A 23,244-nucleotide genomic window follows, 5' to 3' on the forward strand; every position below is an offset into this window, starting at 1 on the left:
ACTATTTTAATAGAGTTGGCTTAACTCATTCTCACCTTTAGGTTTTTTATTTAAACTTTTTATCTGTTGATAGATGTCGTTAAGGTCAACAGCATGGTTTTTACCTGCATAGAGGTTAGCTTGTAAATGACTAACTGCATTATCAAAGTCGGTGTTATTAAGTGCTTTGCTAAGTTTAGTTAAATCTGCGCTACCTGTATGCGATTTACAGAGTTTAATCAGCTGATGGTAGAAGCTGCGTTGGTTATTTTCTTTGAGTGCAGCTTGTAACCCTGATAATGGATTGACAGTTAACAAATGATCTTGATTTGTGTTCACAGGCGAATTCGTTTCGCGCTTTAGCCACCAAATAAAAAGTGTCACTAGCCAAAGTACATAACCTAGTATAACGAGCGGCCAGTAATAAATAGGTTGCTCAAAGGCCTTTGCTGTTTGCTTAATTGTGAGCTCATCGGCAGGGGAGCTATTAGTTTGAATGGGCGTAGTTGTTGGTTGAATAAAGTTTGGGTCACCGACAACGGTCAGTGCTCTTGCAGGCAAAGTTGCATATTCAACCCGATTGGTTATTACGTTAAACCAAGGCACACGTACTTCTGGTAGGGTAAAGTCTCCTGGCGTTTGTGGCATCAGTGCAAATGATTCAACTTTTTGCGAAATGACTTTACCATTACGTACTAAATTGTTTGTGTCAGCTTGGTCTGAATAGCTGCGCACACCCGTGATGCTAGGTAGATTGATTTCTGGTAGTTGCTCTTTGGTTATACCTAGTGCTGTGATAGTAATAGTACGAGTAATAGGTTCACCAATCTGGTAACTTTGTTTTTCAGGTTGCCATTCTTCATTCAAGGTGACTAGTTCACTAGGTAACCAGTTCCCAGAAATATTGTTCGGGATCGGTTTAATGGTTAATTGAATATCTCGGCCAATAGCGCTTGCTGCTCGGGTGCGGTAATTATCGCGAATACGGCCTTTAAAATAAGGTGATTTAACCGTGTATTGACCACTTTTTTGCGGTTGAATAAGATAGTTACGCTCAATCACCAAATAGCGAATACCATCAATAATTTCATAACTCTCTTTTTGTTTTCCAAGTTGAGAAACATTGGCGTTTTCTAATTCTGGCGAGCCAAGCTGCCCTTCAGTAAGATCATTCGCTAAAAATAGTTTAACCGTATAAACACCAGCTTGTTGAACATAGAGCTCATTATTTTCCATGCTCGTTTCAATATACACATCTTTGCTTTTGCTATCGGCATTGGAGGCTGCAACCACTTTCACTGTGATTGGACTTGATTGCATGTTAGCGACTGTAAAGCTGGGTATGGTGTAGTCACCAGGATTTCGTGCCATCAACTCAACTTGCCACTGTGTTGTGTGGTTTACTTGGCCGTTAATAATACTTGTATTGCTGCGCACTGATGTAGGGCCAACCACAAAGTGTTTAAGTAGTGCTGTGGTATCGGGTTGTTCACCTTTGACATTTTGCTCTGCACGAATGGTTAAATTAAAAAACTCACCTGCGAGTACAGGGTTACGATCAACACTGGCGCTTAGAGCTGCAACAGCTTGTAATGGCAGTAAAACAAGGCAAATTAAAACAACAATGCGACTTACCATGACTTCTCAACTCCTTGCTGCTGGATGCGCTGACGGTATCTTTTTTGACTTTCTAATTTCATTTTATTGCGTAACAAAATGGCCGGATCATCCGGTACCTTTCTTAATAATTGGTTAATAATTTGAACTTGTTCTTTTTCTTCCGGCGTTAATTCAGGTGCTTGATTTGCTGCTTGCTGAGAAAGAGGCTGCTGTGGCGGTTGTTCATGCGCTTCATCTGACTTTTCATTGGGCTCAGGTTTTGTTTCGGGTGCTTGCTTTGGCTCATCACTTTTAGCTTCTTCTGAGTCAGCTTTCATCTCAGGTTGGTTATTGTTTTGCTGCGTAGAATCACTGCTGTTCTTACTTTCCTCGCTGTTGTTCTCTTGCTGACCCTGTTGTTGCGATTGATTTTGTTCCTGCTGGTTTTGCTGCTGCGATTGTTCACCCGATTGCTCACCTTGCTGTTGGTTTTGATCGCTTTGTTGCTGCTCATCACTTTGTTGTTGATCATCACCATTTTGCTGTTGTTGATTTTGTTGCTGTTGCTTCAAATCTTCCAACAAAGCCTTATTTTCCTGAGCTTCTTCAAACTCAGGCTGTTGTTTTAGAGCTTTTTCATATGCTGCAATAGCTTCATCAAAGCGGTTGAGTTTTGCCAGTGCATTGCCTTGATTATATAGCCCTTGGGCACTGCTATCTTGTTGGAATTTACTTAAGGCATTTTCAAAATCGCCTTGCTGGTAGAGTGCCGAGCCTGAAAGGTTTGCAGTATTTGACTGTGCTGCCGCCTCGTAATTTTGTTGTTGATAAGCTTGGTGCGCACGTTGTTCATCATTTAATAGCCAATTAGGCAGGGAAAATGCGTAACTTAACTCAGGTTTAAATAAGACTACACAGCATAATCCCAGTAAAAATTTAGGCTGTTGCTTTAACATCATAAAACCTAGTGGAATTAATAAGAATACTAGGTAAATACCGCCATCAATCGGTTGCTCGCTTGTTTGTTCGTGTTTAATAACATCATCCGCGTTGGATGAGGATGGTTTGAATAAGGCCAAATCAGAATCATTAACCTGATAAAAGCTAAATTTCCCGCCACTATTGGACGCGAGTTGCTGTAACAAGCTTAAATTAGCTTTTGGAATGACAATTTGCCCATAGTTATCTTTTAAAAAACCTTCATCTGGCAATTGAATAGGCGCACCTTGCTCAGTTGCGACAGAATAAATATGCAACTTCATTTTGTGTTGTTTGACGAGTTTTTCGATATCACGGCTTTCGTCAAAATCATCAATGCCATCAGTAATCCAATAAATTTCACCATTGCTTACCTTCGCTTGGTTGAGTAGGTCAACCGCTAAAGAAATGCCTGCGTAGGCATTACTGCCGGGAACTGGCATAATTTCAGGGCTTAGGCTTGGAATTAAATTAGCCAGCGTTTGATGGTCTGAAGTGAGCGGTGAAATTGTATAAGCATCATTACTATAGGCAACTAAAGCCAAGTCGCTTTCTTTTAAAATATCGGCAAGCGTAAGCGCTTTAAAACGCGCTTGCGTTAAACGGTTTGGCTTAATATCTTGGCTGTACATTGAGCGCGACATATCCATAACAATAACTCTGGCATGTTTACTCTTATAAATTGGCAAAGGCTGTGATTGCCAACTCGGACCTGCGAGGGCACATACACTGACAATTAAAAACAAACTTAACCACAATGAATTGATTTTCGTTTGTTTACTTTCACCATCAAGAAGAAACTGGGCAAGGTGAGGTGCAATTGGGCTGCTACCAAGATGTTTGCGCTTTTTTAATAGTTGCAAAACGATAACGCATGCAACCAAGGGTATTAAATAAAATGCTTCGGGACGAATAAATTCAATAGTCATGCGCCACTCCTTAATCGTAACGTTTTAAGGCTATTCACTAAGGTCTGAGTAAACAGTAATAACACAATGATAAATAATGGAATATAAAATAATGCTGTTTGTGGACGAACGGTTTCGCTGTTGTCGCTTATCGGCTCAAGTTGGTCTAGCATTTGGTAAATACGTTGTAAGCTTTCAACATCCGTGGCACGAAAGTATTGGCCGCCAGTTTCTCTGGCAATTTCGGTTAATAAGCTTTCATCAAGTGCGCTGCCTCGTTGCATTTGAAAGCCAAAAAAGTTTGACTGACTATCAGCGCCTACACCCACGGTATACACTTTTATGCCTGCATCTTTTGCAAGAATGAGAGCTTCTTCTGGGGCAAGGTTGCCCGCAGTATTTTGACCGTCAGTTAATAAAATTAGTATGCGGTTACTATCATCCTTCAAGGCAAAGCGTTTAACTGCAAGGCCAAGTGCATCGCCAATAGCAGTCGCTTGACCAACTAAGCCAATTTGCGCTTCTTCTAACATTTTAGCGACTGTGGTGAGGTCTCGGGTGAGTGGGGTTTGTAAAAATGCGGTATCAGCAAATAAAATGAGTCCTAATCTATCGCCTGTGCGAGCAGTAATAAACTCATTAAGTACGGCTTTTACAACTGATAGCCTGTCAATGTACTGCCCTTGATACTGCATATCTTGTTCGCGCATTGAGGTTGATAAATCAACTGCCAGCATGATTTCTCGTCCTTCATTTGGCAGCTGAATGGGTTCGCCATAATATTTGGGGTGAGCGAGGGCGACGCATAAACAAAGCCAAATAATCCAAGGCCAGATTGAAAAACGTGCTGGCTGACTGATGCTACCTGTTTGCACCATTGGGTTGTGGTAAAGCGCGGTTGTGCGAACAATGGCTGTTTGCTGACTTTTTTGTAACTTGGTTAGCAATAGTGGCAGTGGTAACAATAGAAATGCGAATGGCCAAGCAAACTCAAACATTTAACGCTCCTTTTACCTTAAATTGCTTAATTGCTTTGACGAGTTTTTGATGAAAACTGCTAATTGGCTGTTCTGATTCACCTTGGTAAAGGCGCGAAAGCTCCTCATTGGTTAACTTTGTCTTTGTTGTTTTAAGCACAACCTCTTGCCATTTCTCACCAAATTGATTTGCAGCCTCAATACCGTAATAGTGTTTTACAAGGCGCTTTAAAATTAAATGTAATGCTTGGGTATTGGCATAATTGCTCGTTAAATAAGCTTTGCTTTCTAACAGTGCTTGGCGTTTTGCTTTCGCTAATTGGTAACGTTTATAACACACATAAATCGCGGCAATAATTAATGTAATCAGGATAGCGATGAGCGTAAAAGCAGGCACTGAAAGTGGCCACCATGATACCGTCGCTGGTGCGATAACATCATGCAAATTGTCGAGCGGAGATGTTGGGTTTGCCATTTAACCATTATCCCTTTAATTGCTGTTCAATCGGCTGCGCTGCACTAAATGGCATCAGCGCTAGGCCAGATTTTTGTAATAATTGAAATAAAGATGTTTGCTGTGTACTTGCTTGTGCGGCATAGCTCTCACGAAACTTTGCATTGGCAAGGGGTAAACTTGCTTGGCGATCGCCGGATTTTAATGTGAGTTGCTCACCCACATTAGGTAGTGAGAGTTCCATGGGGTCGAATATAGGGCAGGCGATGAGTTCACAATGACGTGTGAGGTACATTAACTGCTTTGCCATATCCTCGCTTAGATGGTGAAAATCAGAAATCAAGTACACTAACGAACCTGGTTTTGCTAAATGCACTAAACGATTTAATTGATCGTTTAGTGTTTGTGATTCGCCGTCAAGTTTACTCTCAAGGGCTGCTTGGTGAGCGAGCTGCAAGTTATGAAACAGTTTAAGCACGGCACTTTGCCTCGATGCTGGCTTGAGCTCCCAGTGTGCATTGTGATTGAACACCAGGCCACCTATTCGATCGCCTCGTTGAATCGCACTCCAAGCGATTAGTGCGCTTAAATGCGCAGCCTGTACAGACTTTAGCAGCAGTTGCGAGCCAAAGAGCATACTGTCACTAAAGTCGGTTAAGATAAAAACTGGGCGCTCTTTTTCTTCCTGAAAAAGCTTGGTATGTGCAATACCTGTGCGTGCAGTAACTCGCCAATCAATTGCGCGCACATCATCACCTGGTTGGTAGTGCCTTACCTCGGCAAATTCCATTCCGCGGCCTTTATGCGGAGCTAAATATTGCCCCGCATTTGGGTGTTTAACTTTGCGCTTTGGCGATAACTCAAGCAAGGTCGTTTTGTTGTGGTAAGCCATTAACTCATTGAGTGAAAGTGCCACACCATTGCTTTTTAATTCAGCGAGTTGTGCAGAGTGTGTGTTCATAATAAATATTAAGGTGCTACCACACGTGCAATAATTTCTGCTAAAACATCGTCTTTACTTACGCCATCGGCTTGCGCTTCATAAGACAAAATAATGCGGTGACGAAGTACATTAGCAAATACGCTTTGAATATCTTCGGGTGCAACAAAATCTCGGCCTGCAAGCCATGCATGGGCGCGGGCACAGCGATCAAGTGCAATTGTTGCGCGTGGGCTGGCGCCATATTCAATCCAACGTCCTAACTCTGGGCTGAATTTTTCTGCCTGCCGTGTTGCAATAATCAGTTGTACAAGATAGCGCTCAAGCGGCTCAGATAAATGCAAAGACAATACTTGCTTGCGTGACTCAAATAAGGTTTCTTGAGATATTTGCGGTGCTTTTACCTGTTCTTCAGCAAGTGCTTCACCGCGAGTTAAACGCAGAATGGCTAATTCATTTTGTGCGTCTGGATAATCAATATTGAGGTGAAGCAAGAAGCGATCGAGTTGTGCTTCAGGCAGTGGGTAAGTCCCTTCTTGCTCTAGTGGGTTTTGCGTAGCCATAACTAAAAACAGTTCCGGTAATGGGTAGGTATTTTTACCCACGGTAATTTGTCTTTCAGCCATCGCTTCTAACAGTGCTGATTGCACTTTAGCAGGTGCACGGTTAATTTCGTCAGCAAGCACAAGGTTATGGAATAACGGACCTGCTTCAAACACAAACTCGCTCGTTTGCTGGCGATAAATATCCGTACCTGTAATATCCGCTGGCAATAAATCAGGGGTAAATTGCACGCGTTGGAAATTACCTTCGACACCTTTTGCTAAGGCATTCACTGCACGTGTTTTTGCAAGTCCTGGTGGACCTTCCACCAATAAATGGCCATCGGCTAAAAGTGCTAATAATAATGCTTGGGTAAGCTGAGGTTGGCCAATGATTTGGCTGTCTAAATAATTTTGTAGCTGAACAAACGCTGATACCGCCATGTTAGTCGCTATCCTTATTGTTTTAATTGGCTTAAATAGTTCTTAACCGCTAGATTATACTCAAGCTACCTTGTAAGCCAAGCGCTTAAGTTAATAAATGTATCCGGGAAATCGTGTGTAGCTAGGATGGTGATAGCAGTAAAAAGTTCAAAAAAAAGCTGCACATTAGGTGCAGCTTTCAAAAGTGATTGGCTAGACTAAACAACAAAAGCACTTAAGCACCTTTGCTCGCGTCTTGTTCCTGTAGCAACTTACGGTATTTTAAACCATCAATTAAAAGCTCAAGAATTGGGCGTTTCTCACCATTATACCAATTGTTAGCGGTCCGTTTACTCAGCGCCCCTTGGGTTTGGTCAGAAATAGTGTTAGCGGTCCATTGCGTGCCTAGCTCCGTTTTAATGTATTGAGTTAGCTTCATAGTGTTCTCCATCTAACGTGATTTGATGTGGAAATTGTTACTTCTTTCCAGGTTAAAAAGTAGGTGGTCAGCGTAATCCTTTGTTTTAAAATGTGATTAAATGTTATTCAGGGTGAGATGCTGTTAAAGGATTGGACTACACTTAGGCTTGATGTTGCGCTGAAGCATTTATTGGGGCGTGGATGGCATTTGAAAAACTTGCGCTTTGCTATTGGCAAACACAGATACCTTGTTTAGAATCAATAAACTTGATAACAGGTCAGACCTGTAACCAGAGGAACAACCTATGTCTGAACAAAATATACTAAAAACAACAAAAGGCGACCGAATTGCCGTTGTCAGCGGATTGAGAACTCCATTTGCTAAACAAGCCACTTACTTCCACCATGTACCTGCATTAGATATGGGTAAAATGGTTGTAAATGAAATGCTTGAACGCATGAATCTTGATAAAAATGAAATCGATCAGCTGGTTTTCGGACAGGTTGTTCAAATGCCAGAAGCACCTAATATTGCACGTGAGATTGTCCTTGGCACGGGGATGCCAGTGTCGGTGGATGCGTATTCCGTATCTCGTGCATGTGCGACGAGTTTCCAAGCAGTTGCCAATGTTGCTGAATCGATTATTGCCGGTTCAGTTAACGTAGGTATTGCAGGTGGCGCAGATTCATCGTCTGTTCTGCCTATTGGTGTGAGTAAAAAGTTAGCAGGCAGCCTTGTTGATTTAAACAAAGCGCGCACGTTCGGTCAGCGTTTTAAAATTCTATCAAAGTTACGCCTAAAAGATTTAATGCCTGTACCGCCAGCGGTTGCTGAATACTCAACGGGCCTTTCGATGGGCCAAACTGCTGAGCAGATGGCAAAAACCCACAACATCAGCCGTACTGATCAAGATGCAATGGCGCATCGTTCACATACGCTTGCAGCAAAAGCGTGGAATGATGGTTTACTTGCTAATGAAGTAATGACAGCGCACGTGCCGCCTTATAAAGGCTTTTTAGACCGTGATAATAATATTCGTGAAAACTCAAATGTTGAAAGTTACGCAAAACTTCGTCCGGTATTTGATCGCCAACACGGTTCAGTAACTGCGGCTAATGCAACACCTTTGACAGATGGCGCAGCTGCAGTATTAATGATGAGTGAGTCTAAAGCAAAGGCGTTAGGCTACCCGATTTTAGGTTATATCCGTAGCTTTGCATTTAGTGCCATTGATGTACATGAAGATATGTTAATGGGCCCTGCGCACTCAACGCCAATGGCGCTTGATAGAGCGGGCATTACATTACAAGATCTTGACCTGATTGAAATGCACGAAGCATTTGCAGCACAAGCACTTGCCAACATGAAGATGTTCGGATGTGATAAATTTGCAAAAGAGAAACTAGGTCGTTCAAAAGCGATTGGTGAAATCGATATGGACAAGTTTAATGTAAACGGTGGCTCACTCGCTTATGGTCACCCATTTGCGGCAACAGGCGCACGTTTAATTACACAAAGTTTAAATGAATTAAATCGTCGTGGTGGTGGCCTTGCATTAACTACTGCATGTGCTGCAGGTGGTTTAGGCGCGGCATTCGTTTTAGAGGGAGCATAGTATGACAGCTGAACAAGCGAACTCAGTTTTTGATTTTAAAGTGAATGATGACAATATCGCGATTGTTACCATTGACGTAGCAGGGGAAAAAATGAATACTCTGCGCGACAGCTTTGTTGATGACCTTAATGCAGTGATTAAGCAGGGCGTAGAGCAAAATATTAAAGGCATGGTATTTATCAGTGGTAAGCCGGATAATTTTATCGCGGGCGCTGATATTAAAATGCTGGATAACGCGAAAACTCGTGATGATGCGCTGTATTTATCACAAACGTGTCACAGCGTATTTGCTGATTTAGTAAAACTACCTTTCCCAACGGTTGCGGCAATGAATGGCGCAACATTAGGTGGTGGTTTAGAGTTTGCGCTGGCGTGTGATTATCGTGTTGCGAGCGATGCAAGCAATACTAAGTTAGGTCTGCCTGAAGTACAGTTAGGCCTATTGCCAGGCGGCGGTGGTACGCAACGTTTACCTAAACTTGTGGGTATTCAAAAAGCACTTGAATGGACCTTAACTGGTAAGCAAGTGCGTCCTAAACAGGCTAAAAAAGCTGGGTTAGTTGATGATGTCGTGCCTAATAGTGTGCTGCTTGATGTAGCGCTTAAATTTGCTGTTAAAGGCAAACGAAAGAGTATTAAGCCTAAGCTAGGCAAAGTCTCTCAAATGCTTGAGTCAAACCCATTTGGCCGCAATATTATCTTCAAAAAAGCAACTGAGAATGTTGAGAAGAAAACAGGTGGTCATTACCCAGCGCCATTTGCCATTATTAAAGCAATCCGCGCTGCAGCAGAAATGGCACCCGCTAAAGGCTATGAAATTGAAGCACAAGGCTTTGCTGATCTGGTAATGAGTAAAGAGTCAAAAGCGTTACGTGGCATTTTCTTCGCTACCACTGAAATGAAAAAAGAGTGGAACGAGCAATCGCAACCAACAGAGAATGTTGCTGTGTTAGGTGGTGGATTAATGGGCGCGGGCATTGCTCATGTTAGCGCATGCAAAGCTGGTGCCCGTGTACGTGTGAAAGACATTGCACAAAAAGGCATTTCTGGTGCACTTAACTACAGTTTTAAAATTCTTAACAAAAAGCAAAAACGCCGTATTTTATCTAAAGCTGAACTACAGCTACAGATGGCGCGCATCACTGGTGGTACAGATTACGCAGGCTTTGAAAATACAGATATTGCCATTGAAGCAGTATTTGAAGATTTAAAACTAAAGCAAAGTATGGTTGCTGATATCGAAGAAAATTGTAATGAAAATACCATTTTCGCGTCGAATACCTCTTCGCTACCAATTGGTCAAATTGCTGAAAATGCAGCACGTCCTGAAAATGTGATTGGTCTTCACTATTTCTCACCGGTTGAAAAAATGCCGCTAGTAGAAATTATTCCTCATGAGACAACCGCGAAAGAGACCATTGCACGCGTTGTAAACTTTGCTCGCAAGCAAGGTAAAACACCAATTGTTGTAAAAGACAAAGCGGGCTTTTATGTAAACCGAATTTTAGCGCCTTACGTTAACGAAGCGGCTAACTTATTACTTGCTGGTGAGCCAATTGAAAAGATTGACGAAGCCTTAGTTGAGTTTGGCTTTCCGGTAGGTCCAATGACATTACTGGATGAAGTTGGCATTGATATCGGCTCTAAGATTGCCCCAATTCTTGAAAAAGAACTGGGTGAACGTTTTAAAGCGCCAGATGCATTCTCGCGTTTAATCGATGCAGGTCGTTTAGGCCGTAAAAGTGGCCGAGGCTTTTTTGTTTACGATAAGAAAGACAAGAAAGTGGATGAGTCAATTTACGATTTACTTGGTATCAGCAAGAACCCGCGTTTAAACAAAGAAGAAATTGCCGAGCGTTGTGTGTCACAAATGCTAAATGAAGCGGCTCGTTGTTTAGATGAAGGCATTATTGCAAGTGCACGAGATGGTGATATTGGTGCAATATTCGGTATTGGATTCCCACCATTCTTAGGCGGCCCATTCAGTTATATGGATTCGTTAGGTGCAGGTCATCTCGCATCACGTTTAGCAACGTTTGCCGAACAAAATAAGCATTTCACACCGTGTGAGCCATTGGTTGCTATGGCTGAAGCAAAAGAAGCGTTTTATACGGAGCAAGCAAGCGCAAGTTAAAGTTTATTTTGCAGTAATTATTTAGTATAAATTTCACCCCAAAAGCTCAATTAATCATCGATTATTTGAGCTTTTTTTTATACTATAGCGCTCCTTTTGTTCAATGAGAAAAATGATGTTGTGGTATTTGCTCGCTTTATTGGTCATAAATGGTTACATAAGTGCAGTTGTTGCGGGGCGTTTTGGTTTAGTTGGTAAACGTTGGGCAATTGCAGGGCTATTAACTGGGCCTGCGGTATACAGTGTAATTAATGTAAAGCAGCGAATGTTACTAAGAAAGTCGTTAGGGTTCGTATTTACCCGAATTAGCGCATAAATAAACTGCCTAGTACTAAAATTTATTGCACTAGGCTAAGTTTGACTTCTTTTTCTATTTCGCGGTGTGGCTGATGTGCTTTTTTACAATGCGCTAATAAGAACTGTTCAAATTGTTCATGAGAGAGGGGTTTAGAGTAGAAGTAGCCTTGTACCGTCGCACAATTTAGTTCTTTTAATTGTTCTACCTGATCTGCATACTCGACGCCTTCAGCTACCACAGATAAACCAAGGTTATGCGCGATAGTCACGATTGAGTCGACCATATTTTTACCTTTTTCATTGCCCATATCATCAATAAAGGCTTTATCTACCTTGAGGGTGTTGAGCGGGAATTGCTTAAGGTAGGCAAGCGATGAATAACCCGTGCCAAAATCATCAATGGCAAGGTGAATACCACGGGCACTGAGTGTATTCATAATGCGAATGGCGTCTTTCGGATCTTCCATGATAGTGCCTTCGGTGATCTCGAGTTCTAAGTAGTATGACGCAAGCCCTTCACGTTTCAGTATTTTATCAATGCTGCCAATAAGGTCGGGCTGCATAAATTGCTTTGCAGAAAGGTTTACTGCCACACGACCATCGAATAAACCACGGTTTATCCAGTCTTTAACGTCTCGGCATGCTTTTTCAAGTACTACTTCACCGACTTCTACAATTTGACCGGTTTCTTCCGCAATTGGGATAAATTGTGCTGGGCTGATCAGTCCCTTATTTGGTGTAATAAAACGCACCAGCGCTTCCATACCAACCAGCTCACCACTATTAATATCCATTTTGGGCTGATAAAACACCTTGAAATGATCTTCTTTTAATCCATAACGAATTAAGTTTTCGATTTGCAGACGTTTTACAGCTTGGCGGTTCATTGCATCGTTGAAAAAGAGGTATCGGTTGCCGTGCTGTTTAGCATGATACATGGCAGTATCGGCGTTTTTAAGTAGTAACTCTGGCGTGTTACCATCTTCAGGGAAGAGAACAATACCGACACTTGAAGTAATAACCAGTTCATGTCCAGACATATGAAATGGCGCTTCAATTAATGCTAAGAAATTTTTTGCCGCTTGTGTGATTGTATGAATATCATTGGTATTTTGCATAACCAGTGCAAATTCATCGCCACCTAAACGATAGAATTGATCTCTTTCACGGGTGCGTTTAGATAACCGAGATGCCAAACGACATAACAAAATATCACCCGCATGGTGACCTAAGCTATCATTAATTTTTTTGAAATTATCTAAATCAAACACCAACAACGCATGACGATTTTTGCTGCTAACCAAGGATTTCATATTGGTAAAAAATTGATTACGGTTTGGCAGGCCTGTTAGGCGGTCACGGTTGGTGAGCTTTTGCAGTGCTAGTTCAGTTTGCTTGTTATCTGTGATGTCGTTATATACAGCGATGTAATGACGCAAGTTGTTTTTCGTATCATCAATGCGGTCAATTGAGAGTGAAAAAAACGTATTTTGTTTTTCTTTATTGAGGGTCAGTTCTTTGTGCCAATGTGATGCTTTTCGTATGGATTGGTAAAATTGCTGCGTTTGACGTTTATCGTGACCAGGTAATTTATATAACATACCAATGTGATTAGTTGCATTGCCGCCAAAGTAGTCTAAAAATGTTTTGTTTACCTCAACAATGGTGAAGTTTGAATCAAAAATGACAATGGGATCGGATAAGTTTTCAATGCAATTTGCTAATAAATTTAAGCGCTCTTGGGTTTGTTTTATTGAACCTATGTCTTTGACTGTGCCCATCATACGCATTGGCTTGAGTTGACTATCGGTCTCGATTACACGGCCTTTATCTAATACCCAGCGCCAATTTCCAGTTGCATCTTTAGCGCGATAGCTTGCTTCAAAGTGGGTTGTTTCACCTGAGAGGTGTTTTTTTAAAGAATGTTCAACAAATTCGATATCAGATGGGTGAATATTGGACCTATTAGGTGGAAAGTCTTGAGTGTGGTCAATGGCATTAAACAGTCCATCATTAATGCGCTCAAGACGTTGTTCATTAATGTGCCAATCCCAAACAGCATCCCCACTTGCTAAAATGCTATTTTTAAAACGATGCTCGGAACGTTTTAAAGCGACTTGCGACTTTCTTAAACGCAGCACAGCGACAAGGGCAACCATCAAGCTCAAAGATGCAAGTGTTAGTGGAATCAATAAATCAGAATCTAACAATGTGGGTTGGTGTGCATAGCATGCAAAAGCAGTAAACAAACCAGTAAACCCAGCGATTATTTTTATTATTTTTTTGGGCATCGGCTTAACACAAAGAGTACAACCCCCTTACACTAAGGGATTGTCTCTAATGTGTCAAAACTTGTTTATCAACTTGAGAAGTAGTTGCTTGTTTTGTCGTCTTTTTTTCAGTTTTCAGCTCAAGACGTGTGCTATTTTCAGCAAATAAGCGTTTGGCGTAGCTTACTAATTGCGCTTTACTGAGTTGCAATAACGCTGTTTTGAGCTGTGCTTGCATATCAAACTGGCCATCTCCGTTGCCAATTGCTAACCAAAAACGCTGTGACTTTAAACGCAAGTTTTTATCTTTTTCAACGATTTGCATCATCAATGCTTGTTTTGCTTGCTCCCAATCAATGGCATCCATAGCACTAAGTTTTAGATGATAGTCAGCTAAAAACCGATTGCTGTGCTCCACCAGAATATCTGAACATACTTCGGGAGATTGGATGTAAAATGCAATACCAGCTCGGTTGTTAAGTGGGGCAAACCCTGAACCAACCAGATAGCCAAGTTGTTTTTCAGTACGCATATCATGAAAATAATCTTGGCTTATAAGGTGATTAAGTGCCATCAGACGAATTTTTTCACTAATAGAGTCATTACTTGCCTGGAAGTAACTTACCATAGCATGGTCAGGATGAGGCACAGTATGCGTTTGAATTGCAGGTTCATTTAGTGTCACTATTGGACGATTCAAGTCTGCACTGGTGGTTTTACCTGACAAGGCTTTTTGTAACATAGCGACACAATTATCACCTTCCTCAGGCGTCCAATTGCCGTGCATTAGTGTTTGGCAATGTAGGCTATCGAAAAGTCCGCTTCTAAACTCATTGAACTCACAAAAGCTAACTTGCTCAATGGCTTCGGCGAGTTTTAGCGGTGTCGGATTCCACGGTAAAAGAGTAGCGCTTAGCTCTGAGAATAAGAGACTAACCGGTTTGCTCTGATTGCCATTTTGCCAGTGCCTTACTAGTTGGCGTTGGTACTCATAAAAACGAATAGAATCAAATTTACAGGTTAGCAGTTCTTCGATAATTTCATTTATTAGCTCAATTTGATTACCACTTAGCCCCCAGGTGTGTAATGTTAAGCCACCTTGGTGTGCAGATAATTGATAGTTTATGCCTGCTAACTCTGCAGGGTAAAACTGTTCAGCTACTTTATCCATAAATAGATCAGCGAAAAGACGCGTCATTGCCATGTTCTTTATGCTTTCGACAGTTTTTTTACTATCAAGAGCTAAATAAAAATGTCCTTTTGCGACTCGGAAAGTCGTGTCTTGTTTAAACCAAAACTCAAAGGTGTTACTGGATACACGCTTTTCAGGTGTTTTGTGTTTATGTGCAATCTCATGCAACACAACCGGTTTAGCAAGGTAGGGGTTCGTTGACGGCAAGGTTAATTCGATTGCACTAGCGTCCACCTTTTCGAGGGATTCTAGCCAAGGAGCTGAAATTTCACTAATACTGTAAGGCGTTGAATACCATTTTGCATGGGTGTCAGTGGGGACATTCGGATGGATATGAATTAAGCGCATGTTTTTGGCATTGAAAAGCGCTAACACTTCATCAAATTGCACTTTATTAAAGCCTGTCATTATGTAATCACCATAGATGAGGTGATCATCTGGGTAATGATGCATATTGACACTTAAACTATTTACCCAATCCAATACACGCGATTTTTCTTGATTATTAAAAGCTATCTCCATCAAGGTTTTCTTATCTTGATAAAGTTGAACTAACAAGTCGGTTTCAGCTTGTGCAAGTAACTTTAAGTAACAAAACACGTACTCTACTATTGCAGTCTTGTGTTTTTCACCTTCATCCGTGAGCGCAATACTGATGTTGAAATCTTTAAAATTACTACCATTAATGCCACCACCGGCACTTAGTCCATTGATCCATCCTGCTTTTTTAAGAATGGAATAAAGTGACCCTTTACCTTCATAACCAATCAAATGAGCAATGAAACTCACCGTTTTTTCGCGGTAAAAATTATCAATACTGGGCAGTGCAAACGACACAATGAGCTTTTGCATATGCTTATGTGGCTCGATAAAAATCGATTTTTGCATATGTTCAGGCAAATACAGTTGCTCACTAATGGCAGGTTTTAAACTGTTTGGGTCGCCATTTAAACAACTAAACAGCTGCTTAATTCTAACTTGCATTAGTTCGCAAGGCATATTGCTTGAAACCACCAAGGTCATATTTTGAGCTTGATATTGCTGAGTGAAAAAGGCGCGGATCTCCTCACTAATACACTCACTTAGATTACTCAGTGTTTGATGATTGCCTACTGAAAATTTAGCAAACGGGTGCGCACTGTTGCACGTTTCTTTGTGTACTTGGTAAATGCGACGCGAGTCATCTTTGAGTTTTAATTTAAATTCTGCATCAATGGCATTGCGCTCTTTTTCGCAAGCAGACGGTAAAATAAGCGGTGCATGAAAAATATCTGCAAATTGGGTTAACGCCTGTGAGAAGTGGTCGTTAAGTACTTCAAAGAAGTAACTTGAATGTTCAGTACCTGTCCACGCATTACAGTTACCGCCATGGTGAGATAAAAATTGTGAAAAAGATCCGGGTTCAGGAAAATTTTCAGAGCCTAAAAATAACATATGCTCTAAAAAATGCGCTAATCCTTGGCGATTTATGGGATCGTCAAAATGGCCACAATTAACAGTAAGAGATGCTGCTGATTTATCGCTAGAGTGGTCTTCTATAACAAGTATTTTAAGACCATTGTCCAGTTTGAGGGACTGATAAATTCTGCTATCATTGCTGCTGGTTATCAATGTTTGCTCCGTATCTAAAAGAAAGCGTTATCGCGTTTAAGGCGATTGGAAAGGACTATGAAGCAACACAGCTTAACTAAAAAACTACCTGAGTTTTTATTGCTTTAAAGCTAATATAGCGGACACATCATAGATTTGGCTATAGCAAAGTCGTTATTTTTTGTAGATTTCAGATTTTGTTTCAACGAGCAGTGTTATGAAAAAAATTTTTATTATGCGTCATGGTCAAGCACAGTCTTTGAGTGTGACTGATGAAAGCAGAATGTTGACAGATTTTGGTCGCCTGGAAGCTCAGTCGATGGCCAATAAACTGCAGCAAGATTGCAAAATTGATGCAATTTTAACAAGCACTTATGTACGTGCTAAACAAACAGCAGAAATTGTTGCTGCAAAGCAAGAAAGCATTCGCTATCAAGACAGTTTTGACGACTTTATTCCAAGTGGTGATGCAGAAAATGCTGCTGAATTAATTAAAGCAATGGTAAGCTACAAACCTAATTTAAATAATTGGCTTTTGGTCGCTCATATGCCAATTGTGAGTTATATCGTTGAGCAATTTTGTCCTGATAATATGCCAATTTTTGCAACAGCGGCAGTTGCCGAGATTCACTATAATGAAGAGTCAGGTTTGGCTGAGTTAGTAGCCATGCATTTACCTGATGTTGGTGAAAAAGCTTCTTAAAACAAAAAATGACTCAGTTGAGTCATTTTTTATTAGGTGAAACACATTAGCGGAAAAACGGATCTTCTGGAATATCCACCAAAATCAGTAACGCGCCACGCCCACCATATTCAAGCGGCGCCTGATGAATAGCCAGCACATCAGGGTGCTGTACTAAATAATGCGGCACTTTGTGTTTTAATACACGTTCACCCACACCCGTCACGATACATGCACAGCGTAAATGACGCTTTTTACAGGCGCTGATAAGGCCTGCTAACTCCAGTTTTGCTGTCTCTTTATTCATGCCATGCATATCTAAAATAAGCTCAGGAGCAAAGTCACCACGGCGCAGTTGTTTTGCTAAATAGCTATCCGCACCGGGTTTAACAAAGTTAACAGTACTCGATGTGTCTATGTCAGGAATATATTCATCCGAAAAATAAAACTCAGCATCGAGCTGTTTTACTTTAGTGTTGGTAGTTTGCTCCGGTGCTTTTTGCGCTTTTTTAAAATGAACAGTGTCTTGGCTTATTTTCTTTGAGCCAGACATTTCACTGCGAAAAAGGGCAATGTCATCATCGGAAAGTGAGTGATCTTTTTTCATGGCGCGATTGTATCCAAAAATATGTAAAAAACCTAGAGTATTGCGCCTTTAAACCGTTACAATAGTGCTTTTAAACACTAGTGAAACTTGATTATGGAACAGGCATTTTTAGATTCGGCAATGCAAACAGAAGCCGTTACAGAGCTTAATACAATTAATGATTGGTTACGTTGGACGACCAGTCAGTTTGCTGCGTCAGGTATTTTCTTTGGTCACGGTTCAGATAACCCGTGGGATGAAGCAGTACAATTAATTATGCCGGCATTGAGTTTACCGATTGATGCGCCAAAAGAGCTTGCAACCAGCAAACTGACCACCTCTGAAAAAGAAACGCTGGTGGCGTTAATTGCTGCGCGCATTAATGAGCGTGTTCCAGTTGCTTACTTAACCAATCAAGCTTATTTCGCAGGCCTACCATTTTATGTTGATGAGCGCGTATTAGTGCCACGTTCACCGTTTGCTGAGCTTATCAATAAAAAGTTTGATACTTGGCTCGACCCAGAACAAGAAGTTACCCGAATTTTAGATATGTGTACTGGTTCGGCATGTATTGCTATTGCACTGGCACAGGCGTTTGAAAATGCCGAAGTAGATGCGGTTGATATTTCGTTTGATGCATTAGAAGTCGCGGATATTAATATCTCAAATTACCAGTTAAACCATCGTGTTTTCCCAATTCAATCGGATGTGTTTTCGGGTGTGCCTGGCCAAAAATACGATTTAATTGTGGCAAATCCACCGTATGTTGATGCAGAAGACATGGGCGACCTGCCAGATGAATTCCATCACGAGCCTGAACTTGGCCTTGCGTCAGGTGAAGACGGCCTTGATGTTACTCGTACATTATTAAATGAAGCGGCGGAGCATCTAACTGATAACGGTTGGTTATTTGTTGAAGTGGGTAATTCTATGGTACATATGGAAGCGCTTTATCCTGGCGTGCCATTTGAGTGGATTGAATTTAAACACGGCGGCTTAGGCGTGTTTGCAATTAATAAACAAGATTTAATTGCGCATTTAGGGTAATCACTAAGTAAAAAACGCAGTTTGGCGGCACTGTATCTACCAACGCTGCCATTTGGGAATGAGGAAATGAGACGTTATGGCCGGAAATAGTATAGGTCAATTATTTAAGGTGAGTACCTTTGGCGAAAGCCATGGTATTGCACTGGGTGGGGTGGTCGATGGTTGCCCGCCGGGGTTAGAAATTTGTGAAGCTGATTTGCAAATCGATTTAGACAGACGAAAGCCTGGACAAAGTCGTTACACTACGCAGCGCCGCGAAGAAGATGCTGTTCAAATTTTATCGGGTATTTTTGAAGGTAAAACGACAGGCACCAGCATTGGCCTGCTTATCGAAAATGGCGATCAGCGCTCAAAAGATTATTCAAAAATTGCCGATGTATATCGTCCAGGTCACGGTGATTATACTTACTGGCATAAATACGGTATTCGCGATTACCGTGGTGGCGGTCGCTCGTCAGCACGCGAAACAGCCATTCGTGTTGCAGCAGGCGCAATTGCTAAAAAGTATTTAAAACAATTTCATGGTGTTGAAATTAATGCGTGTTTATCGCAACTTGGGCCAATTAAAGCAGAGCAATTTGATTGGTCTGTGGTTGAACAAAACCCATTCTTTTTTCCAGATAGCACTAAGCTAGATGCGCTTGATGAATATATGCGCGCGCTGAAAAAAGAAGGTGATTCAATTGGCGCAAAAGTTACTGTGGTTGCGAAAAATGTACCGGTGGGTTTAGGTGAGCCAGTGTTTGATCGTTTAGATGCTGAAATTGCCCATTCACTGATGAGCATTAACGCGGTAAAAGGCGTTGAAATTGGTGACGGCTTTGAAGTGATTGAGCAAAAAGGATCAGAGCATCGCGACACCATCACCCCTGAAGGTTTTACTTCAAATCACGCAGGTGGTGTACTTGCGGGCATTTCAACCGGGCAAGATATTGTCGCATCTATAGCGCTTAAACCAACATCGAGCATAACAGTGCCAGGTAAAAGCATTAATACACAAAACGAAGCGGTTGAGATGATTACCAAAGGGCGTCATGATCCGTGTGTGGGCATTCGTGCAATTCCAATTGCCGAGGCCATGTTGGCAATTACCTTGATGGACCACTTATTGCGTCATCAAGGGCAAAACAAGCATGTTAATGTGCAGCCTGGCCCAATTCCAGGGCAAGCTGAATAATTACTGTCGATATTTAAAAAAGGGGCTATTTCAGCCCCTTTTTATTTTTGCTAAAATGCCAGCAATTTTTTGCTGTACCTATCGTTATGCATCGTTATCAAGATTTAATTACCATCTTTAATAGCTGTTTTGAGCGCACACTAAACACACGTTTAGTGAAAGGCGATGGCGAGCCGATTTACCTGCCAGCTGATGACAATACACCATTCCATCGCATTGAATTTGCCCATGGCTATTATGCCAGTGGCCTGCATGAAGTGGCGCATTGGTTAGTGGCAGGTGAGGCTAGACGTTTATTAGAAGATTACGGTTACTGGTATTGCCCTGATGGGCGTGATGAAGCGCAGCAAGCTGAATTTGAAAAAGTGGAAGTGCATCCACAAGCCATTGAATGGGCGCTCAGTGTAGCAGCTGGCTTTAATTTTAATGTATCAGCAGATAACTTAAACGGCGCACAAACGTGTCGCTTTGCATTTCAGCGTAAGGTTTACAAAAAGGTATGTGAGTTACTTGAGAGCGGGTTTAATAAGCGTACGGAAACCTTAATCAAGGCGTTATGCGATTTTTATGACACACCATACCCGTTAACACGCGCACAATTTACTTGGCAGGATGAATTAATCAATGACGAAGCAGTTTAAACTAGGCCTTATTATTAACCCTGTTGCTGGTTTAGGTGGCAGTGTTGGCCTAAAAGGCAGTGATAATGTTACTGAAGAGGCGCTTGCCCTTGGTGCAGAGCCTAAATCGCATAAACGCACCCAAGCGGCACTTGAAGTGCTTTTGCCGTATAAAGAACAGATTCAAATATTTACCCCAAGTGGCAAAATGGGGCAAACCCTTGCTGAAGAAATGGGGTTTAGTACCGAGGTTGTATTGACGGTAGGTGAGAATACATCGCCTGCTGATACTGAGCTCACGGTTAAAACCTTAATTGAACAAGGCGTTGATTTAATTTTATTTGCTGGTGGTGATGGTACAGCGCGTAATGTGTGCAGTGCAGTAAGCGATAATACAACCGTACTCGGTATTCCTGCTGGTTGTAAAATCCATTCTGGCGTTTATGCGATTACCCCAAAAGCAGCAGGACGTGTTGTTGAAATGCTGATAAACGGCGAGCTAGTTACGCTTTCAGATGCGGATGTAATGGATATTGATGAATCGGCATTTCGTGAAGGGGTAGTTAAGGCCAAACGCTATGGTGAAATGCAAGTGCCAAGTGAATTACGCTATGTGCAAGCCGTTAAAAGCGGTGGCAAAGAGACGGATGAGTTAGTACTTGCTGACTTATCGGCCTATGTTGTGTCAGAAATGGAAGATGACGAATATTATGTAATGGGCTCGGGCTCTACCGTTGCTGCAATTATGGATGAAATGGGGCTTGAAAACACCTTACTCGGTGTTGATGTAGTGCTCGACCAAGATGTTATTGCCGCAGATTGTACCGCACAGCAGCTAATTGATTTAACCAAGGGCAAGCCGACTAAAATTGTGATTACCTTAATTGGTGGGCAAGGCCATATTTTTGGTCGCGGCAATCAGCAGCTTAGCCCTGAACTTATTCGCCAAGTAGGTAAAGAAAATATTATTGTGGTTGCTACTAAACGCAAACTGCAAGCACTAAATGGCCGTCCGCTTATTTGTGACACAGGCGACAGCGTGTTAGATGACGAACTATCAGGTTTTATAAAAGTGGTAACTGGATACAACGATCATGTGATGTATGCAGTGGGCCTTGAAGAGGAAAAATAAATGCAATTTTTAGGATATGTTGATAAGGCCAATGAGTTCTTTGATAAACTGGTTGAAACAGCAACCGATGATGAATTGTTTGCAAGTGGTTACTTACGTGGCCACTTTGATTTGCAAGTAGGTTACGCGCAAGTTGAAGGTGATGATTTAAGTAGTGATGAATTAAATGAAAAAATTGAAAAATCACTGGTTAAAGCGTATCGCAATGGTGAACTAACCGATGAAGACCGTGATCATGTAGTTGCGATTTGGGAAAAAGTAAAAGAACTTGTTTAAGTATTTTGCGCATTTTCAAAATCAAAAAAAGCAGCCAATGGCTGCTTTTTTACTTTTTATACACATAACTGAATTGGTATTACTCAGAGTATAAGCCTAAGTGCTCTTTTGCGTATGCTTCGAAATCGGTGAAGCCGCCAATGTGTTTTTGATCTAAGAAGATTTGAGGTACTGTTTCACAAGGCTTGCCAGCTGATTTTTCTAAATCCGCTTTTGATACGCCTTCTTTAATAATATCTACGTAACGGAATTTAAAATCATCACGTTCTTCAGTTAAACGTTCTGCTAGTTCTTTTGCACGAACACAAAATGGGCAGCCATCACGGCCAAAAATTACTGTAAACATTATTCTTTCCTCTTTAAATTTAATAAGCCCATTGTGTCAGCGAAAAACGTATTTGTGAAATTGATTAACTCAATCGCATCATTCGCAAATAACGATGGGTGGTTTTAAATAAACTATTTTTAGAGAATTAAGTGCGGTATACCGTTTTAATTAGGTGATAACCAAATTTGGTTTTTACAGGGCCGTGCACTTCAAATAATGGCTTTTTAAAAACCACATCATCAAATGCTTTTACCATATCGCCTTTATTAAACTCGCCCAAATCGCCACCGCGCTTGCGCGACGGGCATGTTGAATGTTGTTTTGCAAGCTTGTTAAAGTCAGCTCCTTTTTTAAGCTTTTCTTTTAACTCTAAACAGAGTTTTTCAGTATTAACTAAGATGTGGTACGCGCATGCTTTAGGCATTGGATTCTCGAATGCAAATTAAGATTCGCGTATTTTAATGGCTTGTGGCTATTTTGTCTAAAAGCTACGGGCTCTTAAGCCTAATTCTGTGGAATAGCCCATCGACTTGGCAATAATTTTTAAATCTTCTGAAATCACATAATAAGTGGGAAACGCAGAAATTTTATAATTACTAGCGGTGTGGCTATCGGCTAATAACACCTGCATTCTGAGGGATAAGTCGTCTACAAATGCTTCAACCTGTTGTTTGCTCTCATAGTCAGCGGCAATGGCTATAGCATTGATACTGCCATTCTTAGCCAGTTTATCGAGGTTTGGCATGCTGAGTTTACATACGGTGCACCAAGGGGCAAAAAAGTAAACCACCGTTTGTTGGTTTTGTAGCGATTTAATGGATATTCGCTCGCCGGTTTGCAGTGTTTCTAAATTAAAATAAGGTGCTGGTTCGTCGTTACTCAGTAAGTTTCTTTGCTGAAAAGAGGTGATTACGAAAAAAATCACAGAAAAAAATAAAATATTTTTAATGATATCTTTTATCTTTAATTTCATATATTTAAAGTGCTCCCTAACGATGTGATTTAGGTGGATAAGTAAAAAATTTAAATGAATACCTTGAAAAAGAATTTAGCCACCACATATCTAGTTATGAAGAC

The 23,244-nt window shown here is 41.2% G+C and carries 22 protein-coding genes; 9 read left to right on the top strand and 13 right to left on the bottom strand.

All coding sequences use genetic code 11. The features are described from left to right. Nucleotides 1-6 precede the first annotated feature (6 nt). The 7 genes from OM33_RS07275 to OM33_RS07305 form a co-directional block, all read right to left on the bottom strand. Nucleotides 7-1,617 (bottom strand): BatD family protein, encoded by a 1,611-nt coding sequence (locus tag OM33_RS07275; RefSeq protein WP_038640438.1) that lies wholly within the window; start codon nt 1,615-1,617, stop codon nt 7-9. After that, entirely contained in the window at nt 1,611-3,485 is a 1,875-nt protein-coding gene (locus OM33_RS07280; protein WP_038640440.1) for a vWA domain-containing protein, read from the bottom strand. The genes OM33_RS07275 and OM33_RS07280 overlap by 7 nt, the downstream gene beginning before the upstream one ends. Next, nucleotides 3,482-4,462: a vWA domain-containing protein gene (locus OM33_RS07285; RefSeq protein ID WP_038640442.1), complete on the bottom strand. Its 981-nt coding sequence runs from the start codon at nt 4,460-4,462 to the stop codon at nt 3,482-3,484. Before OM33_RS07285 ends, OM33_RS07280 begins: the two co-directional genes overlap by 4 nt. Next, nucleotides 4,455-4,916 (bottom strand): DUF4381 domain-containing protein, encoded by a 462-nt coding sequence (locus OM33_RS07290; RefSeq protein ID WP_038640444.1) that lies wholly within the window; start codon nt 4,914-4,916, stop codon nt 4,455-4,457. The genes OM33_RS07285 and OM33_RS07290 overlap by 8 nt, the downstream gene beginning before the upstream one ends. A 7-nt stretch (nt 4,917-4,923) precedes the next feature. After that, a complete protein-coding gene (locus OM33_RS07295; protein WP_038640445.1) occupies nt 4,924-5,856 on the bottom strand; it encodes a DUF58 domain-containing protein in 933 nt (310 codons plus the stop codon). A gap of 8 nt (nt 5,857-5,864) precedes the next feature. Further along, the gene (locus OM33_RS07300) at nt 5,865-6,821 is read right to left on the bottom strand and encodes an AAA family ATPase (RefSeq protein WP_038640447.1); all 957 of its coding nucleotides are present in this window, start codon (nt 6,819-6,821) and stop codon (nt 5,865-5,867) included. A 214-nt stretch (nt 6,822-7,035) separates the two neighbouring features. Beyond that, nucleotides 7,036-7,239, bottom strand: a complete 204-nt coding sequence (locus OM33_RS07305; protein WP_038640449.1) for a hypothetical protein — start codon at nt 7,237-7,239, stop codon at nt 7,036-7,038. 286 nt (nt 7,240-7,525) lie between these two features. Here OM33_RS07305 and fadI point away from each other — a divergent pair, with 286 nt between their 5' ends. The 3 genes from fadI to OM33_RS07320 all read left to right on the top strand — a co-directional run bounded on the left by fadI (nt 7,526) and on the right by OM33_RS07320 (nt 11,286). After that, nucleotides 7,526-8,836, top strand: a complete 1,311-nt coding sequence (gene fadI, locus OM33_RS07310) for an acetyl-CoA C-acyltransferase FadI (protein WP_038640451.1) — start codon at nt 7,526-7,528, stop codon at nt 8,834-8,836. Between the two features lies 1 nt (nt 8,837). Beyond that, a complete protein-coding gene (gene fadJ / locus OM33_RS07315) occupies nt 8,838-10,970 on the top strand; it encodes a fatty acid oxidation complex subunit alpha FadJ (protein WP_038640453.1) in 2,133 nt (710 codons plus the stop codon). Nucleotides 10,971-11,082: 112 nt separating this feature from the next. Next, entirely contained in the window at nt 11,083-11,286 is a 204-nt protein-coding gene (locus tag OM33_RS07320) for a hypothetical protein (protein ID WP_199922421.1), read from the top strand. Between the two features lie 22 nt (nt 11,287-11,308). Here OM33_RS07320 and OM33_RS07325 read toward each other — a convergent pair whose 3' ends face one another. After that, nucleotides 11,309-13,558, bottom strand: a complete 2,250-nt coding sequence (locus tag OM33_RS07325) for a sensor domain-containing protein (protein WP_038640456.1) — start codon at nt 13,556-13,558, stop codon at nt 11,309-11,311. A 46-nt stretch (nt 13,559-13,604) separates the two neighbouring features. Continuing rightward, nucleotides 13,605-16,340 carry an insulinase family protein gene (locus OM33_RS07330; protein WP_038640458.1) on the bottom strand — a complete coding sequence of 912 codons (2,736 nt, stop codon included), beginning with the start codon at nt 16,338-16,340 and terminating at the stop codon, nt 13,605-13,607. A 196-nt stretch (nt 16,341-16,536) separates the two neighbouring features. Here OM33_RS07330 and sixA point away from each other — a divergent pair, with 196 nt between their 5' ends. Then, nucleotides 16,537-17,022: a phosphohistidine phosphatase SixA gene (gene sixA / locus OM33_RS07335; protein WP_038640461.1), complete on the top strand. Its 486-nt coding sequence runs from the start codon at nt 16,537-16,539 to the stop codon at nt 17,020-17,022. Between the two features lie 46 nt (nt 17,023-17,068). Here sixA and smrB read toward each other — a convergent pair whose 3' ends face one another. Next, nucleotides 17,069-17,608: an endonuclease SmrB gene (gene smrB, locus OM33_RS07340; RefSeq protein ID WP_038640463.1), complete on the bottom strand. Its 540-nt coding sequence runs from the start codon at nt 17,606-17,608 to the stop codon at nt 17,069-17,071. 93 nt (nt 17,609-17,701) lie between these two features. On the opposite strand from smrB, the gene prmB reads away from it, so the two are divergent. From prmB to OM33_RS07365, 5 genes are all read left to right on the top strand, one after another. Next, entirely contained in the window at nt 17,702-18,634 is a 933-nt protein-coding gene (gene prmB, locus OM33_RS07345) for a 50S ribosomal protein L3 N(5)-glutamine methyltransferase (protein WP_010560681.1), read from the top strand. A 76-nt stretch (nt 18,635-18,710) separates the two neighbouring features. Continuing rightward, on the top strand, nt 18,711-19,811 hold the full coding sequence (gene aroC, locus OM33_RS07350) for a chorismate synthase (RefSeq protein WP_038640465.1): 1,101 nt from the start codon (nt 18,711-18,713) through the stop codon (nt 19,809-19,811). A gap of 86 nt (nt 19,812-19,897) precedes the next feature. Beyond that, nucleotides 19,898-20,452 (top strand): elongation factor P hydroxylase, encoded by a 555-nt coding sequence (locus tag OM33_RS07355; RefSeq protein ID WP_038643137.1) that lies wholly within the window; start codon nt 19,898-19,900, stop codon nt 20,450-20,452. Next, nucleotides 20,436-21,563, top strand: coding sequence for an ATP-NAD kinase family protein (locus OM33_RS07360; protein ID WP_038640467.1), 1,128 nt, complete (start codon nt 20,436-20,438; stop codon nt 21,561-21,563). The genes OM33_RS07355 and OM33_RS07360 overlap by 17 nt, the downstream gene beginning before the upstream one ends. Next, a complete protein-coding gene (locus tag OM33_RS07365) occupies nt 21,564-21,839 on the top strand; it encodes a YfcL family protein (RefSeq protein ID WP_038640469.1) in 276 nt (91 codons plus the stop codon). It abuts the gene before it with no gap. 79 nt (nt 21,840-21,918) lie between these two features. On the opposite strand, the gene OM33_RS07370 is transcribed toward OM33_RS07365, so the two are convergent. The 3 genes from OM33_RS07370 to OM33_RS07380 all read right to left on the bottom strand — a co-directional run bounded on the left by OM33_RS07370 (nt 21,919) and on the right by OM33_RS07380 (nt 23,140). Next, nucleotides 21,919-22,185 (bottom strand): GrxA family glutaredoxin, encoded by a 267-nt coding sequence (locus OM33_RS07370; RefSeq protein ID WP_038640471.1) that lies wholly within the window; start codon nt 22,183-22,185, stop codon nt 21,919-21,921. A gap of 127 nt (nt 22,186-22,312) precedes the next feature. Continuing rightward, complete coding sequence (ppiC, locus tag OM33_RS07375) at nt 22,313-22,591, bottom strand: peptidylprolyl isomerase PpiC (protein ID WP_010560675.1); 279 nt, start codon at nt 22,589-22,591, stop codon at nt 22,313-22,315. Between the two features lie 57 nt (nt 22,592-22,648). After that, nucleotides 22,649-23,140 (bottom strand): TlpA family protein disulfide reductase, encoded by a 492-nt coding sequence (locus tag OM33_RS07380; protein ID WP_052140932.1) that lies wholly within the window; start codon nt 23,138-23,140, stop codon nt 22,649-22,651. Between the last annotated feature and the right edge of the window lie 104 nt (nt 23,141-23,244).

This window comes from Pseudoalteromonas piratica, from assembly GCF_000788395.1.
Lineage (GTDB): Bacteria > Pseudomonadota > Gammaproteobacteria > Enterobacterales > Alteromonadaceae > Pseudoalteromonas > Pseudoalteromonas piratica.

Bases quoted from the DNA above. Each gene is read 5' to 3' on its own strand.
- aroC (WP_038640465.1), top strand. From the start codon at position 18,711: ATGGCCGGAAATAGTATAGGTCAATTATTTAAGGTGAGTACCTTTGGC.
- OM33_RS07295 (WP_038640445.1), bottom strand. From the start codon at position 5,856: ATGAACACACACTCTGCACAACTCGCTGAATTAAAAAGCAATGGTGTG.
- OM33_RS07305 (WP_038640449.1), bottom strand. From the start codon at position 7,239: ATGAAGCTAACTCAATACATTAAAACGGAGCTAGGCACGCAATGGACC.
- prmB (WP_010560681.1), top strand. From the start codon at position 17,702: ATGGAACAGGCATTTTTAGATTCGGCAATGCAAACAGAAGCCGTTACA.
- OM33_RS07355 (WP_038643137.1), top strand. From the start codon at position 19,898: ATGCATCGTTATCAAGATTTAATTACCATCTTTAATAGCTGTTTTGAG.
- fadI (WP_038640451.1), top strand. From the start codon at position 7,526: ATGTCTGAACAAAATATACTAAAAACAACAAAAGGCGACCGAATTGCC.
- OM33_RS07320 (WP_199922421.1), top strand. From the start codon at position 11,083: ATGATGTTGTGGTATTTGCTCGCTTTATTGGTCATAAATGGTTACATA.
- OM33_RS07380 (WP_052140932.1), bottom strand. From the start codon at position 23,140: ATGAAATTAAAGATAAAAGATATCATTAAAAATATTTTATTTTTTTCT.
- OM33_RS07370 (WP_038640471.1), bottom strand. From the start codon at position 22,185: ATGTTTACAGTAATTTTTGGCCGTGATGGCTGCCCATTTTGTGTTCGT.
- OM33_RS07275 (WP_038640438.1), bottom strand. From the start codon at position 1,617: ATGGTAAGTCGCATTGTTGTTTTAATTTGCCTTGTTTTACTGCCATTA.
- smrB (WP_038640463.1), bottom strand. From the start codon at position 17,608: ATGAAAAAAGATCACTCACTTTCCGATGATGACATTGCCCTTTTTCGC.
- OM33_RS07360 (WP_038640467.1), top strand. From the start codon at position 20,436: ATGACGAAGCAGTTTAAACTAGGCCTTATTATTAACCCTGTTGCTGGT.
- OM33_RS07280 (WP_038640440.1), bottom strand. From the start codon at position 3,485: ATGACTATTGAATTTATTCGTCCCGAAGCATTTTATTTAATACCCTTG.
- OM33_RS07325 (WP_038640456.1), bottom strand. From the start codon at position 13,558: ATGCCCAAAAAAATAATAAAAATAATCGCTGGGTTTACTGGTTTGTTT.
- sixA (WP_038640461.1), top strand. From the start codon at position 16,537: ATGAAAAAAATTTTTATTATGCGTCATGGTCAAGCACAGTCTTTGAGT.
- ppiC (WP_010560675.1), bottom strand. From the start codon at position 22,591: ATGCCTAAAGCATGCGCGTACCACATCTTAGTTAATACTGAAAAACTC.
- OM33_RS07365 (WP_038640469.1), top strand. From the start codon at position 21,564: ATGCAATTTTTAGGATATGTTGATAAGGCCAATGAGTTCTTTGATAAA.
- OM33_RS07290 (WP_038640444.1), bottom strand. From the start codon at position 4,916: ATGGCAAACCCAACATCTCCGCTCGACAATTTGCATGATGTTATCGCA.
- fadJ (WP_038640453.1), top strand. From the start codon at position 8,838: ATGACAGCTGAACAAGCGAACTCAGTTTTTGATTTTAAAGTGAATGAT.
- OM33_RS07300 (WP_038640447.1), bottom strand. From the start codon at position 6,821: ATGGCGGTATCAGCGTTTGTTCAGCTACAAAATTATTTAGACAGCCAA.
- OM33_RS07285 (WP_038640442.1), bottom strand. From the start codon at position 4,462: ATGTTTGAGTTTGCTTGGCCATTCGCATTTCTATTGTTACCACTGCCA.